Source organism: Glaciimonas sp. OK215 (assembly GCF_057787885.1).
The window spans coordinates 1,199,558-1,214,810 of record NZ_CM173544.1 but is presented as its reverse complement, the minus strand read 5'-3'; the positions used below and the strand labels follow the sequence as shown (position 1 = coordinate 1,214,810).

The window sequence follows — 15,253 nt, the reverse complement described above, 5'->3', positions numbered from 1 at the left end:
GCAGCCTTCAGGCGTGTTGCGAGCTGACCGAGATCACCTCGCCGGTCATGTAAGAGGAATAATCGCTGGCCAGGAACACCATCACATTAGCAATCTCCCACGGCTCCGCGCCGCGACCAAAAGCCTCTTTGTCCGCCAGTTGATTGAGTAATTCCTCAGAGGCGGATTTTTTCAGGAAGGCATGGATCGCGATCGACGGCGCCACCGCATTAATACGTACGCCAAATTCGGCGGCCTCCATCGCGCTGCAGCGCGTAAACGCCATCACACCGGCCTTAGCCGCAGCATAATGGGCCTGATCGACCTGCGCGCGCCAACCCAGTACCGACGCATTGTTGACGATCACACCGCGACCGCGTGGCTGCATGACTTTTAGCAGCGCACGCGTCATTCTGAAGGTGCCGGTGAGCGTCACGTCTATTACCTTGTGCCACTCTTCGTCGCCCATATCGACAACCTTCTTGCTGGTACCGAGTCCGGCGTTATTGATCAATATGTCGATGCCGTCCATCTGGCTCCCGGCGGCAGCAACCAGTGCCTGGACCTGTTCCTCCTTGCTGACATCGCAGACTTGTCCATACACAGCTTGCAGTCCGGTTTCATGCTTGATCGCCTGCACCGCTTCGGCCAGGCGACGTTCGTGTACATCGGAGATAAACAATGCGCGACAACCCTCTTCCGCGCAGCGCTTGGCTGCCGAAAAACCGATGCCCGCGCCGGCGGCAGCCGTAACAAGGACGGACTTGCCTTTTAACAAGCCATGGGGAGGGACGTAATCAGGAGCTGGTTTCATAAGAATTTAAAAAGAAGGGCAATGAAATGCATGGTTGATCAATGTGCATCAGCCCGCATCGTCCTGATGGACGATGGCGACGAATGGAGGAGTAATAATCCGGCCGAGTGTGACCTGCAGTGGCCGACAATGGTGGAGGAAGGGGGAAACGCGGCTGCAACCGAGTCGTCGCCGGCGGAACAGGCGTCGATACCGCCCGTCATAGGCGGTATGAGGAAGTACTGCGCAAAATACCGCGTCGATTAAAAAAGGATCCGTGCTGCGCGTCTGCTCGGAGCGAACGAATAATTCACTATTTTGCCGAATTCATCCAGCATGCTCAGGCTGCTTATGTGCCATACACCTTTTGTGCCGGCACAGCCTGCTCGACGAGTCGATTGACTGCGTCAGTCAATTCGGCGGGGTTCCAGCGTTTGCCGTTGTCCAGTATCTGACCGGTGCGCCAACCGTCTGCCACCGATAATTCGCCGCCTTTGGCCTCGAAACAATGGCCGGTAACATGGCGCGACAGCGAACTACCGAGCCAGACTACGATCGCCGCAACATTCGACGGATCCCAGATGTCGAAGCCGGATTCGGGTTTCTTCACCATGTCGGGCATCGCGCTTTCAGTCATTGCGGTGCGCGCCGCCGGTGCCAGACAATTGACGGTGATATCGTAGCGTGCCATCTCGGCGGCCTGCACCAGTGTCAGTGCGGCAATGCCGCCCTTGGCTGCTACGTAGTTGGACTGGCCAATCGATCCCTGCAGGCCGGCGCCGGAGCTGGTGTTGATGATGCTCCCTTGCACCGAATGACCGGCCTTGGCCGCATCGCGCCAACGACGGCCAAGCAGGTTGGCGAGGCAAAAATGCCCCTTCAGATGTACGCGCATGACCTGGTCCCAATCATCCTCGGACAACGAAATGAACATACGGTCGCGCAGGATACCGGCGTTATTCACCAACACATGCACTTCGCCGAAAGCCTGCACGGCGGCATCGATAATTTCCTGCGCACCGGCCATGCTGGTGATGTCGCCGGCGTTGGCGATGGCACGGCCGCCGTCGGTCAGGATCTCGTCAACCACTGCCTGCGCTGCCTCATGGCGAATGTCGTTGACGACAACGCACGCGCCCTCGGCAGCGAAACTGTGCGCATAAGCGCGGCCGAGGCCAGCGCCTGCACCGGTAATGATGATCGTTCGGTTATCGCAAATACCCATGATGTACCCATATCTGTGTAAAAGTTAGTATTGATGTTCCTGGCAGACGTGAACGCGCATTACAGGCGCTCAATGATCGTCACATTTGCTTGACCACCGCCTTCGCACATGGTCTGTAAGCCATAACGCCCACCAGTGCGCTCCAGCTCATGCAGCAATGTCGTCATCAACTTGGCACCGGAGGCACCCAGCGGATGTCCTAGCGCAATCCCACCGCCGTTGACGTTGGTGCGTTCATGCGGGTAAGCGGTTTCCTTCAGCCATGCCATGACTACCGAAGCAAATGCTTCATTGATTTCAACCAGGTCGATATCTTCCAGCTTCATGCCACTGCGCTTGAGCGCATGGGCAGTGGCCGGAATCGGTGCAGTCAGATGCCAGATCGGGTCGTCGGCGCGCACGCTTAAATGATGAATGCGCGCCCGAGGCGTTAAGCCATAGCGCTTCAGCGCCGCTTCCGACACCACCAGCACAGCGGCCGAAGCATCGCAGGTGGAACTGGATATAGCGGCGGTAATTTTGGGATAGGCCGGATCGACCGGCTTCAGTGTCGCCATCTTTTCCAGCGTACTTAGGCGCGCCGTCTCGTCCATCGCCAGCATGCCGGGAACCGCCACCACCTCACGATCGAAGCGGCCTTCAGCGATGGCGCGCAAAGCACGATCATGGCTTTCCTGCGCGAAAATTTCCATCTCCTCACGGGAGATATTCCAATGATCCGCAATGCGCTGTGCAGCATAAAACTGGTTCACTGGCGCATCGCCAAAACGTTCGCGCCAGCCTCGGCTTTCAGCGAATGGCGTGGTGAAGCCGAGCGGCTGACCGGCCAGCATGGCCGATGCGATGGGAATGCTGGACATAGTCTGCACTCCGCCTGCCAGCACCACGTCCTGGGTGCCGCTCATCACTGCCTGCGCGGCAAAGTGCACCGCCTGCTGCGATGAACCGCACTGACGATCCACCGTCGTACCCGGCACACACAAAGGCATGCCGGCAGCCAGCCAGGACGTGCGAGCGATATCGCCGGCTAGCGCGCCTATCGTGTCGACACAACCGAAAATGACATCGTCATAGTCCTCGGGGGGAATTGCGTTGCGCTCGACAATGGCGCGGATCACATGGGCGCCAAGGTCGGCGCCATGAACGGTGGCAAGAGCACCATTGCGCTTGCCGGTGGGCGAACGCAATGCATCGACAATATAGGCTTGGGCCATGGTGAATATTCCGAATCAATTGTTGAGAGTAAAGGTGGATGCCGGGCCAAGTGGCGCGTCTGAAGATAACAATGCAGCGCTCAAGCGTGCTTTGTGGAATGCCCGATCGCCCCAGGCAGCATCCAGTACCCAGGCCCGTTTCATGAACATTTGCAAATCGACTTCCCAGGTGTAACCCATCGCGCCATGCACCTGGATGCCCTTGCGCGCAGCAGTCCAGGCGGCATCGGCGCACACCAGTTTTGCGTGCGACACCAGCAGACTGCGATGCGCCTCGCCATGCGCCAGCGCATACACCGCGCGATACAACACCGGTTTGGCAAACTCGATTTTTGTCACAACGTCGGCCAGATGATGCTTGACTGCCTGAAATGAACCGATTGGTTTGCCGAACTGCTTGCGCTGGGCAGCGTAATCCACCGCCAGATCCAGCATTCTTTGCGCCAGGCCGATCAGTTGTCCGCTCACATTGAGTGCGCCTCTCTCAAGCACCGCATCCCACAAAATCCGGCCGGCGCCCGCGTCAGCGATAAGGGTCTCCGATGTCGGCGTCCATTGCACCTTAGCCAAGCGGCGTGATGCATCGATGCTAGGACATGCAGTTACCGTGATCTCTGCACGCGGCACCGCGTGCAATGCCATTCCCTCGGCGGTCTTGTGCGGCAGCAATATCAGATCTGCCAGATCAGCGTCCGCGACCCATGGATTGACCGGGTGACCTACCGCAATGCGGCAAGTGCCGGCAGCGATGCGCGGCAACCATTGCGCACGTGCCGGATGATCGGATGGCAAGCCAGCCAGCATAGCGCTGGCCAGATACGCCGTATCGGCCAATGAATCGGGAATCGCATAGTAGCCCAGTTCCTGGGTCATCAGCACCCAGTCCACGTCGTGCAGTCCCATGCCGCCTTCGGCCTCAGGCACGGACAGGCCGAGCAAGCCCTGCTCTGCAATCCTGGCGCGCAAATTGGGCGAACGGCCGTTGTCGGTTTCCCATATCTCGCGCAGCATTTCCGGCGCTGCCTCGGTCATCAGGAAACGGCTCATTGCATCGCGGAAGGCGATCTGATCGTCGCTAAAGGTAAAGTCCATCGTCAATCTCCGCTTAGCTTTTTGGCAGGCCAAGCAGACGCTCGGCGATAATGTTGCGCTGGATCTCGTTGGTGCCGGCATAGATCGGGCCCGCTTGCGCAAACAGAAAGCCCTCCAGCCATTCAGCTACTTCAGGGTCCTGAGCCTCCGGCAACAACTCCGCACTGGCGCCAAGGATACGCATCGCGGTTTCATGCATTTCCAGATCGAGTTCCGACCAGAATATTTTGTTGGCACTCGATTCGGCGCCGATTCTGGCACCGTGCTGCATCCGGCTCACCGTATGGTAGGACGACAGGCAATAGGCTTCTGCCCCCATCCATCCTCGCATCACCGCTTCACGGATGGAAGGATCCCGGTCGGCGCTTGCCTGATGCGTCTTATACAACTGCATCAGTTTTTGTGCCGTGCGCTGGAAACGGGCCGGTGAACGCAGCAACAGCCCGCGCTCAAAACCGGCGGTTGCCATCGCCACATTCCAGCCCAGCCCCTCATCGCCCAAACGGTTCTCCACCGGAACACGAACGTCGTCGAAGAACACTTCAGCAAACGATAGCTTGCCGTTGAGCGCCTTGATAGGGCGAATCGTGATGCCCGGGCTATCCAGCGGCACCAGCAGGTAACTGAGGCCATGATGACGTTGCGACTGCGAATCGCTGCGGAACAGTCCAAACAGCCAATTCGCAAAGAGCGCGCGGGTCGACCAGGTTTTTTGGCCATTCAACACATAGTGGTCACCGTCGCGAATCGCCCGGCTGGTTATTGCCGCCATATCGGAACCGGCGTTGGGTTCCGACCAACCCTGTGCCCACATATCGTCACACCGTGCCATGCGGGGCAAGAATCGCGCTTTCTGTTCCGCCGTACCGAACTCCATCAGCGTCGGGCCGAGCAACAGAATGCCATTCTGATTGATCCGCATCGGCGCATCGGCAGCCCAATACTCTTCCTCGAAAATGAGCCATTCGATCAGATCAGAACCGCGCCCGCCCAGCTTGGTCGGCCAGGTCACGCTGCTCCAGCCGCCATCGGCCAAGGTGGCTTCCCAGCGGCGATGCTGCTCGAAGCCTTCACGCGTGTCGTAATTTTCAAATTTATCTTGCGGCATATTCTGGCGCAGCCATTGCCGTACTTCTTGCCGGAAACTGTTTTGCGCCGACGTATAATTTAAGTTCATATTCACTCCCTGTTCTTAGAATTGCGCGTCACGCTTCTCGACAAATGCCTGCCGGGTCTCAGCTGAATCGGGACTCATATAAGCCTGCAAGGTAAAACCCTGCTCCCATCGATACTTGTCTTCCAGATTGCCATCCTCGATGCCGTTGAGCGCTTCCTTGGCAATACGGATCATGGCTGAACTCTTTGCTGCAATCTTTGCAGCAATCTCAAGCGCGGTGTCACGCAATTCCTCGCGCGGGACCACACGTTCGATCGCGCCCAGCCGGAGCGCTTCCGGAGCGCCAATCATCTCTCCGGTAAAAAACAAATAGCGCGTCTTTTGCACACCGAACATGCGCTGCAGATGCGCTGCTCCGCCCATGGCGCCACGGTCGACCTCGGGCAGTCCGAACGAGGCATCATCGGCGGCAATCACGATATCGGCGGCGCCGCAAATGCCAATCCCGCCGCCGAGCACAAACCCCTGTACTGCAGCGATGACAGGCACCTTGTTTCGATGTACCGCCTTGAAGGTCGCATAATTGCCGGCATTGACCGAGACAATCAGGCTTTGATCGGCATTCAGTTCCTTGATATCGACCCCGGCGCAAAAGCCACGCCCCTCGGCACGCACCACAATTACACGCACCTCTGGTCGATCACCAAGGGCCGCGATCTCCGCGGCCAAGCCATGCCAACCAGCAGCATTGAGCGCATTCACCGGTGGGCGGTTGAGGACGACTTCGGCCACGCCGTTTGCGTGCAGAATGGAATTGAACTGTGTATTCATCAAGGTTTCCTCAAGTGTGAGCACTATCGTAGGCGACCAATGCGTCGCGGCGCTGGCACGCCTGGGTCACGATTGCTTCGATGACATCGTGACATGACTGTAATTGACCGATCAGTACGGCCACCTGGCCGGAAGACATCACGCCTTCGGCCGGCATCCCGTCGACCATCGAGCGCTGCAACAGCACCGGCGCATTAGCTGCCATCACGGTCTGCGCCACGGTCCCCGGATCTTCACGCAAGGCCTGTAGCAGCAGGCCAAGTGCGTGGCGCGTCGTCATGCCGGTCTGCGCCTTCCATTGCAGCGCGCTTTTCAGCGCGATCATGATGCGGCGTAACGGTGATGCTTTTTCCAGCATTGCCAGGTATTCGTTGGTGATCATCCGCTGCGGCATGCCGTCAATCAGGTGCGACACCCGGATGCGATCGGCATCCTTCACTTCCAGATAGCGTTTCAGCGTCTCCTCCGGCACGCCGCTGTCGGTCGTCATCAAGAAGCGCGTACCCATTGCAATGCCCTGTGCACCAAAAGCGAGTGCCGCCAGCAGCCCGCGGCCGTCATAAAACCCGCCAGCCGCCACGACCGGCACCTTGACCGCGTCCACCACCTGCGGTAGCAGTACGGTAGTCGGCACCGAACCGGTGTGCCCACCGCCCTCCCCGCCCTGGATGGTGATCACATTGGCGCCCATCTCGATCGCCTTTTGTGCATGCTTCAGCGCACCGACCGTGGGCATGCAGACGATGTCGGCGTCACGTAAGCGGGCAATGGTTTTCTTGTCAGGGCCGCGCCCGTAGCTCACCGCACGCAATTTGTGCTTGATCGCCAAATCGAGCAATTGCCGGGCGTTAGGCTGAAACATATGAAAATTCAGGCCGAAAGGCTTATCCTCGGTCAACGCCTTGACGCGCAATATCTCGTTCTCTATGCGCTCAGCGGGAATGGTTGCCCCGGCCAAAAAACCGAATGCCCCGGCGTTGCAGGTAGCGGCCACCAGTTCGGCGCCTGCCACCCAGCCCATCGCGGTTTGCACGATGGGATAGCGACAGCCGAGCAAATCACACAATGGCGTGCGTAGTGGCGAAATTGGGGCGCTGTTCAAATGCATCATTTTTCTACACGCTCGCCGCTTCCATTTTTATTGGCTGCCGCCATCGAACGCGCATCGTGACCACCAAGGTGGCCGTTACCAAGCACTTCGCCATGCGCATGCGCAAACTGATGATAGCCGTAGGCCATGTCCATCGTCGCGCGCAGACCTTGCAGATCCTCGGCACGATTGATCACTTGCTTGGTCAATGCCAGACCCATGCGCGGCTGCCGGGCGATGCGTGCTGCGATCTCATATGTCTCGGCTTCCAGCTGATCACGCGCCTTCACGCGATTGACCATACCCATCGTGTAAGCGCGCTCTGCACCCATTCGTTCGCCAAGGAACAAAAATTCCTTGGCGATACGGGGATTGAGTTCATGCGCATGCGCGAAATACTCAACTCCCGGAATGCCCATGCGTACCACAGGGTCCTGAAAGAAGGCATCATCGGAAGCGACAATCAGATCGCAGACCCAGGCCAGCATTAAACCGCCCGCGACACATGCACCCTGCACCATGGCGATGGTCGGCTTCGGCATGTCGTGCCAGCGGCGGCACATGCCAAGATAGACTTCCTGTTCCCGTGCGTAGTTAAACTCAGCGCCTGGCTTATTGGTGTGATCCCACCACAGATGCACACGATCAAACGGTTTGTTGACGTCGCGCGCCGGGGTGCCGATGTCATGGCCGGCGCTGAAATGCTTGCCCGCGCCGCGCAGCACGATGACGCGTACTGCATCATCGTCAACGGCACGACGGAATGCAGCATCGAGCGCATACGTCATTTGCGAGTTTTGCGCGTTGTTGAATAGCGGCCGGTTCATCGTCACCGTTGCAATGCCGTCCTTGACGTCATACAGCACCGGATCATCCGTTTCATAGAAGGAATTGTCGTCGCGATTAACGAAATTCTCAGGGGCGTTGTCGCTTGTCATAAAAGCCTGGAAGTGAGCTTGCGTGTTAAAACTATGCGCCGAGAGCGGCCGCGCGCAAGTTGTGCGGATCGAGCTTACGGATGAGTGCAAGCTGCTCTGCTGTCGGCGCTGCTGTTTCAGGAATATTCTCCGGTATGCACAGTGAAAAACCGGTCGCTTCCTGTACCTGTTGCGCACTTACGCCAGGATGCAATGAAACAATCCGCAGTTGACGATTCGGCCCGCAAAAATCCATCACGCACAGATTGGTCAAGACCTGACGGATATCGATATCGTCGAAGCTATAGCCGCGTGGCAAGCGCTCCGGGTTGTAACCTATCGATGCCACCATATCCACCTCGCCGGCGACAAACACTTTTGGGTGATGGTTAGGTACGAAGAACGAGTTGGCGTGGTTGATTGAATTACCGGGAAAACCGCGGACGCCCAGCATCTGCACCTTTGGACGGCGATAATCAGAACCGACCATGGAAATGTTCGCCTGGCCGAAACGATCGATCTGAGTCGGCGCGACCATCGCGTGACGCTTGCCGCCCCAAACATTATCGAAAATGCGCGAAAAACCCATCCAGGTTTCACGTCGCGGCTGGTATTCCCCGCGTGGCCCGATCGGCACCGGCTCGCTGACCAGCCAGGCTTCCGAATCCGTCATCATCAGGTCCGTATTGATGGAAGACATGCACAGCGACGCGGCCAAGCGCGGCATGACGCCAATCCCGGTTGCGAGTACTTCACCATCATCTTTCCAGGCTTGCGCAGCGGCGCAGATAATACGATCAATCAATAAAAATTCAGTCATGGCGCTGCCCTCTCAAAATACTGGCAAGGTCAACTTGCGAATTGTTTCTTCACCACCGACGCGTGTCAGGTACTCTTGCTCGTCACAGGCTACATAGCGTTCAAAGTACTGCTGCCAGCCTCCGGCGCCCTCTTTGGCGCTGGCGGCGTATTCCTTGAAATGCTTCGTATCGAAACCGTATAGCGGTGCGCAAGAACTCGGGTGTGCGCCGCAAGGCAGATGCACCACGCCGGTAGTCTGTGAACGTTCCCAGAATACATAGCGCGCCTCGTCGTTTTGCGCAAAAAAATCACTGTTGACAAGTTCATCGCAAGAAACGAAAGTCTTTGTCGCGGCGCGGGCGAACTGTTCGTCCATATAAATATCCGGTCCCTTGACCTGGCACACGCCACGCGCATCGGCACGATCGACATGCAGCAACGCCACATCCAGCGGCAGCGCCGGCATGGCGACCCAAGCCTTGTCATCGTAAGGAGAATCGATCACCTTGATATCAGGGTTATACCGCACGACGTCGGTGCCCAGGCCTATCCGGGTCGGGATAAACGGTGCGCGCATGGCGGCTGCTCTCAAGCCCAGCAACAGCATGCCCTCGTCTATCTCCATGATCTCGATACTGCCGCTTTGGCGGGCAGCGCGAAAGTACGGTTCGAGTGGAATAAAATCCAGCGAGACAAAAGCAAAGACCAGTTTCCTGACCTTGCCGGCAGCGCAGAGCATACCGACATCGGCACCACCGTAAGCCACCACCGTCAGGTCTTTCGCCGATGAGCGCAATAGCGCGCGAATCAACGCCATTGGCTTGCGACGCGGGCCCCAGCCACCGATACCGATGGTCATGCCATCTTTTATTTGTGCCACAGCTTCAGCGGCGCTCATTTGTTTGTTTTTCATAGCCTTAAGCCTTTTGTCCAACCGAAAAATCATGGCCCCACAAGCTCACCTTGGTGAACTCGTGAGCGATATGCTGATTCCAATCGACTACCGCACCGCCATAGCCAAATTCGATATCAAAATTGGAGGGTGATTTCATGTAGAACGAGGTAACCCGGTCATTGGTATGCTGACCGAGCGTGGATGCCTGTTTCACCCCGTGTGCCGCCATGCGGTCCATCGCGCGCCCTACTTCCGGCATCGACTCAACCTCGACCATGACGTGCACGCAACCGCTTTCCATCGGAAAACCAGCCAGCGCCAGACTATGATGGCGGCCATTGTTGCAATGGAAAAAATGTATCGGCAAACTTGGCCCGTCGGCGCCTGCAGGCTGAAAATTGAATATGTCCGACAAACCAAAACCGAGCACCTCGCGGAAGAAACGCACCGTGTCATCAAACGCAGGCGCAGGCAACACCGTATGCCCCATCCCGATCTCACCGGTAATAAAGCGGGCTACGCCAACCGGTGATGCAAAATGCGTGAAATCCGATTTAAAGCCCCAGACCAGTTCATGGCGATTCCCGGAAGGATCGGAGAAACTGACCATCTGCTGCACGCAACGCAATTTGCGCAAAGCCTCATCGGCATGGACCAGCACCACCTCAGCTTGCTTCAGATGCGCCAACGCTGCTGCAAACGCCGCCTCGTTCTGAACTTCCCAACCCGAAGCGACGTAGGCATCCAGCTTGCCCGGCTGTACAGCAATACGAAACTGCCGTTCATCCATCTTGACGTATAGACCACCATTAATGGATGCTGAAGTCATCATGCCGAGTACGTTTTCGGCATAGTTTTTCCAGCCCGCCAGATCGGTGGTCTCCGCCACAATGTATGCCAGTCCACGAATATCAATCATTGTGCAGACACCCTTTAAATAAACCATTAACGATGAAGAGAATTGTCTTCCACAAAGGACTCACGGGTCATCGTCCATTGAGACTAACGCTAGTTGTCGGGTATTTTTCCACTCCCGCCACACCCGCTTTACCCAATGGGAACGCGCTATTTCACGCAATAATTGCGCCGCCTTTCGCGCCCGGAAAAAATCTCGTCAGCGCGCGATATCCAGGCTCTGCTCACGCACCAAGTCTTGCAAATCAAGCATCACTATGGATTTGGCAAGCTCGGTTGCATGCGGGTTGGTGGCTAACCACAGCAAGGCCGCTGCGATCGCCTGCGGCTTCATCGCGCCATAGCGTTGTTCCAACCAGCCGCCATCGCCTAGCGTGGCAGTCACCGCCTCGGTGCTGACCAGGCCTGGATTGACGCTAAAAGCGCGTATACCCTGCTCTCCATGCTCACGGTTGAGGCAACCTGACATGCGCGCCATCGCCGCCTTCGAGGCGCCATAGGCAAAACCCCAACCGCCCATATTGGCAGCCACTGGAGGATCATTCTTGCCGGCACCGGAACAGACATTGATGATCTGCCCGGCGCCGTGCGCGATCATCGACGGCAGCAAACGACGCGTCAGATGGAACGGCGCAATCACATTGCCCCACAAGGTGCGTTCCAGCGCCGTATCGTCCAGTTCGAGCAGCATCGCGTTCATCTCACGGTCTTGATAAACTGCGTTGTTGATCAGCAGGTCAACGCGACCATAATGACTCAGCACCGCGTCAGCGGCAGCGTCCAGTGAAGCGCCATCCATCAAATCCATCGGATAGGCAAACACTTCCGCACCAGCATCTTTCAACGCCGAGACTGTGGTTTCGAGGCTACCCGCGAGGACCGCACCGTCTGATCGGCGCAATTGGTGCTCCAGTGCCTGACCCTCAGTTTGCGTGCGGGCCGTAATGGCAACACGCCAGCCTGCACGGCCGAACGCCAGCGCGGTGGCTGCACCAATGCCGCGACTGGCGCCGGTAATAAGTACAACGGGAGATAAAGTGTTCAATGGAGCTCCAATAGTTCAAAGTGGATTTTGCGCAGGATAGATGAACGATTCCATGCGCGCGCGATAGGGTTTCAGTGCCATCCCATACAGGACTACCGAGAAAATCATCAGGCACATTACGCTTGCCAGTGCGTATCGCAATCCCTCCTGACCATACAGCGGAGTAAACAGGTCACTGACAAGACCGGTCGCCAGCGGGCCGATGCCGACGCCAAACAGCGTGACGAATAGATTCAGGGTTGCGGCTGCCATGCCACGCTGATGCGATAGCACCATGTGGCTGGTGGCGCTGTATGACAACGCTGGCCACCAGCTTGCAAAGAACGCGAACGCAAATGCACAAGCCATAGGATATGGCACATGAATCGATCCCAGCGTCCAGTGACCGCCGGCTGGCCAGAGAAAAAAAGCGAGCGCAATCGGAATACTCAGCAGCACACCCACTAGCGGTAAGCCAAGTTGCCAGCGCTGGTCTCGTGCAACCAGTTTGTCGCACAATCTGCCACTGAACAGTGCTCCGCCGATTGCGCCTACCCCGCTAGTGACGCCGAAGATCAGACCGGCGTGCGCAATCGACATGCCGTGGGTCCGGACCAAAAAGCTGGGTGTCCAGACCCCGTAGCCGTAGCCGGAGATACCTGCAATGCCGCAGGCCAGACATAAATAGCGAAAAGCCGGGATCGCCAGCAAACTACGTAAATGCGCCCCCTGTGAATTCGATGGCGTTTGTCGCTGCGGCGCCGTTGCAGATTTGTCGAATGCGCCACGTCGTGGCTCGCATACAAGTAACCAGACCAGCGTGGCGAGCACGATGCCAGGTGCACCGAACCACAGAAACGTGGCACGCCAACCATAGTTCTGTGCAATCCAGCCACCCAACGCCAGGCCGATGAGCACCCCCAGGTTCGGCCCCATCATGAACAAACTGATTACCAATGAGCGGTGCTTCCTGGGATACAGATCGGACACCAGGGAGATGGATGGAGCCATGCCGCCCGCTTCACCGACAGCTACTCCCATGCGTGCCAAAAACAGCATCCAGAATTGCGGCACAAGGCCGCAGGCCATGGTGGCCAAGCTCCAAAGTGCACAGCACACCGCGACGATATTGCGTCGGTTGCTGCGATCTGCCAGCTTACCCACCGGCACACCGAGTCCGGCGTACAGAAATGCAAAAGCGAGGCCGGTCAACAAACCCATCACCGTATCGGAAACGCCGAATTCGTGCTTGATCGGCTCGATCAATATAGCAAGGACCTGGCGGTCAATATAGGAAAAAATATAAACAAGCGCCAGCAGTACCAGGCTGAGGTGGGCACGCCATGATACGGTCGGACTAATCGAGGGTTGCATAATGAGATTGATGTTGATGTCCCGGACAAATACCCTTTGGTATAGTCGGGGTCCAAGTCGGTAGCAGCATCGTCCTTTTGGACGACGATACGATGACTAACATTTATCAAAGGCAAAGAATTGATCTAGGAGAAAGATATGCCTGCCCCAGGAAACCAGCATAATTTGCCCTCAATTCGCTGGTCGCCGGAGGATCAACATAGTGCGTTCACTGCAGAAGGAAGGAGGCGGTGATCCATATTCTCCGTGTATTCGCAATTTTCTTGCGAGGAGGATTTTTTACTCTTGACGTGGGGCGGCTAATGGGTGTCCTGAACAAGGAAGAATTGACGGTTACAGATTTAATTGAAAGGCAAATACCGCTCGTTAGCACCGGCTCAGTCGCATCGTCCGTTTGCAGGATTCAACAGCGACGCACAGGACAGAAGATATTGCACGTTACTTACTTCTGGAGAGCATTCATGAATCGCATACCCAATCTGTTTTCCATGCAAGGTCAAGTCGCTATTGTGACTGGTGCTGGCAAGGGTATTGGCCGCGCCTGCGCGCTGGCGTTGGCTCAGGCTGGAGCCGACGTTGCATTGGCAGCACGCACCCAAACCGACCTCGATGCTGTGGCTGAAGAAATCCGCGTATTAGGAAGGCGTGCAATCACCGTAGTCTGTGATGTGAGCGCCGAAAGCGCACTGGACAATCTGGTGACGCGAACGCTGGCGGAATTGGGAAAAATCACCGTACTGGTGAATAACGCAGGCGGCTCGGGACCGAACGATCCGAGCAAGACCAGTGGCAATGATTTTAGCCATGCATTGACGTGGAACGTGACACCGGCCTTCCTCCTGATCCAGAAAGTTGCCGGGCCGATGCGAGACGCCGGTGGTGGCTCGATTATCAATATCTCCTCAGTGGCGGCACGCTATGCACAAAAGCATTTCAGCGCTTATGGCGCCGCCAAGGCCGCACTGAACCAGATGACACGTAACCTCGCACAGGATTTTGCGCCCCATGTGCGCATCAACGCCATTGAACCCGGCACCATCATGACCGACGCGCTGGCACCGTATCTGACCCCTGAACGCAAGGAAGGAATGTTGAGAATGACGCCGATGCGCACCCTGGGGGAACCAGAAGACATCGCAGCAGCCATGCTGTTTTTCGCCTCAAACGCTTCGCGCTGGGTCACTGGGAAAATTCTTGGTATCGATGGCGGTGCCGAAAGCCCTAATTGGAGTTGACTATTGAAGCGCCACGATCAATGTCAGCCGCATCTTACTAAAACAGTACGCCATCATGCAGTTCGACACCATCACCCGAAGTAATTCTGCAAACAACTAAAATCCGTAATTCATTGAATTTACAGCGGTCAATCTTTATTTGTTTGTACTTTTGCTTCGGCAATGCGCAAAGTAAAGTTGATACATCCTTGGAGAGCGGACAAAATCGGGGGCTGAATTCTTGATTTATGCAGCCATCCGAAAGTCTTCCCAAAGATTTTTTTGTGTGAACTTTGAGCGCTTTACGTACAGCGGTTTCTTGAAAATATCTGCAAGCTCGCCATTGATATCTGCTACGCGGATGTGTAACTGAGCATTGGCGCCTGCAGGGGGCCATCGCATCTGTCCATTTTTCTTAAAGCGATCTCCGATCACAAAGTTAACCGCTGACTCCGCCAGACGGCCCACCGGGCAACATTGTTGAACAGGACCATCGCGCCGTCAAACGCGTCACGCGACCGACGTTCGGCTTTCAATCTTTTCAGGCGGCAAAAAACGTCTTGACTGGCATCGAACTGATGCACATGATTCGCAAAGGCCAGTTCATGATGGAAGGCATCGATGAGATGTCTTTTGCCGCCCAGTTTTATGCTTTGGCAGGACAAATCCGTCCAGTTTGAGGAGCGCTGACATGGTTCCCCCAGATATCACCTCTTTCGCGTTAATGCAACAGAACCCTTGAAGAACTTCATTCGGTTGTCTCCTGCGTATT

The 15,253-nt window shown here is 56.7% G+C and carries 14 protein-coding genes and 1 pseudogene; 2 read left to right on the top strand and 13 right to left on the bottom strand.

All coding sequences use genetic code 11. The features are described from left to right. Positions 1 to 7: 7 nt before the first annotated feature. The 13 genes from AC3CHX_RS05400 to AC3CHX_RS05340 all read right to left on the bottom strand — a co-directional run bounded on the left by AC3CHX_RS05400 (position 8) and on the right by AC3CHX_RS05340 (position 13,267). Positions 8 to 793, bottom strand: a complete 786-nt coding sequence (locus AC3CHX_RS05400) for an SDR family oxidoreductase (protein WP_488643063.1) — start codon at positions 791 to 793, stop codon at positions 8 to 10. Between the two features lie 328 nt (positions 794 to 1,121). Next, the gene (locus AC3CHX_RS05395) at positions 1,122 to 1,997 is read right to left on the bottom strand and encodes an SDR family oxidoreductase (protein ID WP_488643062.1); all 876 of its coding nucleotides are present in this window, start codon (positions 1,995 to 1,997) and stop codon (positions 1,122 to 1,124) included. A 59-nt stretch (positions 1,998 to 2,056) separates the two neighbouring features. Then, positions 2,057 to 3,211, bottom strand: a complete 1,155-nt coding sequence (locus AC3CHX_RS05390) for an acetyl-CoA C-acetyltransferase (protein WP_488643061.1) — start codon at positions 3,209 to 3,211, stop codon at positions 2,057 to 2,059. A gap of 15 nt (positions 3,212 to 3,226) precedes the next feature. Continuing rightward, positions 3,227 to 4,303 carry an acyl-CoA dehydrogenase family protein gene (locus tag AC3CHX_RS05385; protein WP_488643060.1) on the bottom strand — a complete coding sequence of 359 codons (1,077 nt, stop codon included), beginning with the start codon at positions 4,301 to 4,303 and terminating at the stop codon, positions 3,227 to 3,229. Between the two features lie 13 nt (positions 4,304 to 4,316). Further along, positions 4,317 to 5,480, bottom strand: a complete 1,164-nt coding sequence (locus tag AC3CHX_RS05380) for an acyl-CoA dehydrogenase family protein (protein ID WP_488643059.1) — start codon at positions 5,478 to 5,480, stop codon at positions 4,317 to 4,319. Between the two features lie 15 nt (positions 5,481 to 5,495). Then, the gene (locus AC3CHX_RS05375; protein ID WP_488643058.1) at positions 5,496 to 6,251 is read right to left on the bottom strand and encodes an enoyl-CoA hydratase family protein; all 756 of its coding nucleotides are present in this window, start codon (positions 6,249 to 6,251) and stop codon (positions 5,496 to 5,498) included. Between the two features lie 10 nt (positions 6,252 to 6,261). Then, positions 6,262 to 7,362: an NAD(P)H-dependent flavin oxidoreductase gene (locus AC3CHX_RS05370; RefSeq protein ID WP_488643057.1), complete on the bottom strand. Its 1,101-nt coding sequence runs from the start codon at positions 7,360 to 7,362 to the stop codon at positions 6,262 to 6,264. Continuing rightward, positions 7,359 to 8,279 carry an enoyl-CoA hydratase gene (locus tag AC3CHX_RS05365; RefSeq protein WP_488643056.1) on the bottom strand — a complete coding sequence of 307 codons (921 nt, stop codon included), beginning with the start codon at positions 8,277 to 8,279 and terminating at the stop codon, positions 7,359 to 7,361. The genes AC3CHX_RS05370 and AC3CHX_RS05365 overlap by 4 nt, the downstream gene beginning before the upstream one ends. Positions 8,280 to 8,310: 31 nt before the next feature. Further along, positions 8,311 to 9,078 (bottom strand): CoA-transferase subunit beta, encoded by a 768-nt coding sequence (locus AC3CHX_RS05360; RefSeq protein ID WP_488643055.1) that lies wholly within the window; start codon positions 9,076 to 9,078, stop codon positions 8,311 to 8,313. 12 nt (positions 9,079 to 9,090) lie between these two features. Then, complete coding sequence (locus AC3CHX_RS05355) at positions 9,091 to 9,972, bottom strand: CoA transferase subunit A (protein WP_488643054.1); 882 nt, start codon at positions 9,970 to 9,972, stop codon at positions 9,091 to 9,093. A gap of 4 nt (positions 9,973 to 9,976) precedes the next feature. Then, positions 9,977 to 10,873, bottom strand: a complete 897-nt coding sequence (locus tag AC3CHX_RS05350) for a VOC family protein (protein WP_488643053.1) — start codon at positions 10,871 to 10,873, stop codon at positions 9,977 to 9,979. 195 nt (positions 10,874 to 11,068) lie between these two features. Further along, entirely contained in the window at positions 11,069 to 11,914 is an 846-nt protein-coding gene (locus tag AC3CHX_RS05345) for an SDR family NAD(P)-dependent oxidoreductase (protein WP_488643052.1), read from the bottom strand. 15 nt (positions 11,915 to 11,929) lie between these two features. Then, positions 11,930 to 13,267: a spinster family MFS transporter gene (locus tag AC3CHX_RS05340; protein WP_488643051.1), complete on the bottom strand. Its 1,338-nt coding sequence runs from the start codon at positions 13,265 to 13,267 to the stop codon at positions 11,930 to 11,932. 461 nt (positions 13,268 to 13,728) lie between these two features. Here AC3CHX_RS05340 and AC3CHX_RS05335 point away from each other — a divergent pair, with 461 nt between their 5' ends. Further along, complete coding sequence (locus AC3CHX_RS05335) at positions 13,729 to 14,502, top strand: SDR family NAD(P)-dependent oxidoreductase (RefSeq protein WP_488643050.1); 774 nt, start codon at positions 13,729 to 13,731, stop codon at positions 14,500 to 14,502. Between the two features lie 452 nt (positions 14,503 to 14,954). Then, positions 14,955 to 15,161: pseudogene (locus AC3CHX_RS05330) on the top strand (DDE-type integrase/transposase/recombinase); the annotation flags it as partial. Positions 15,162 to 15,253 lie beyond the last annotated feature (92 nt).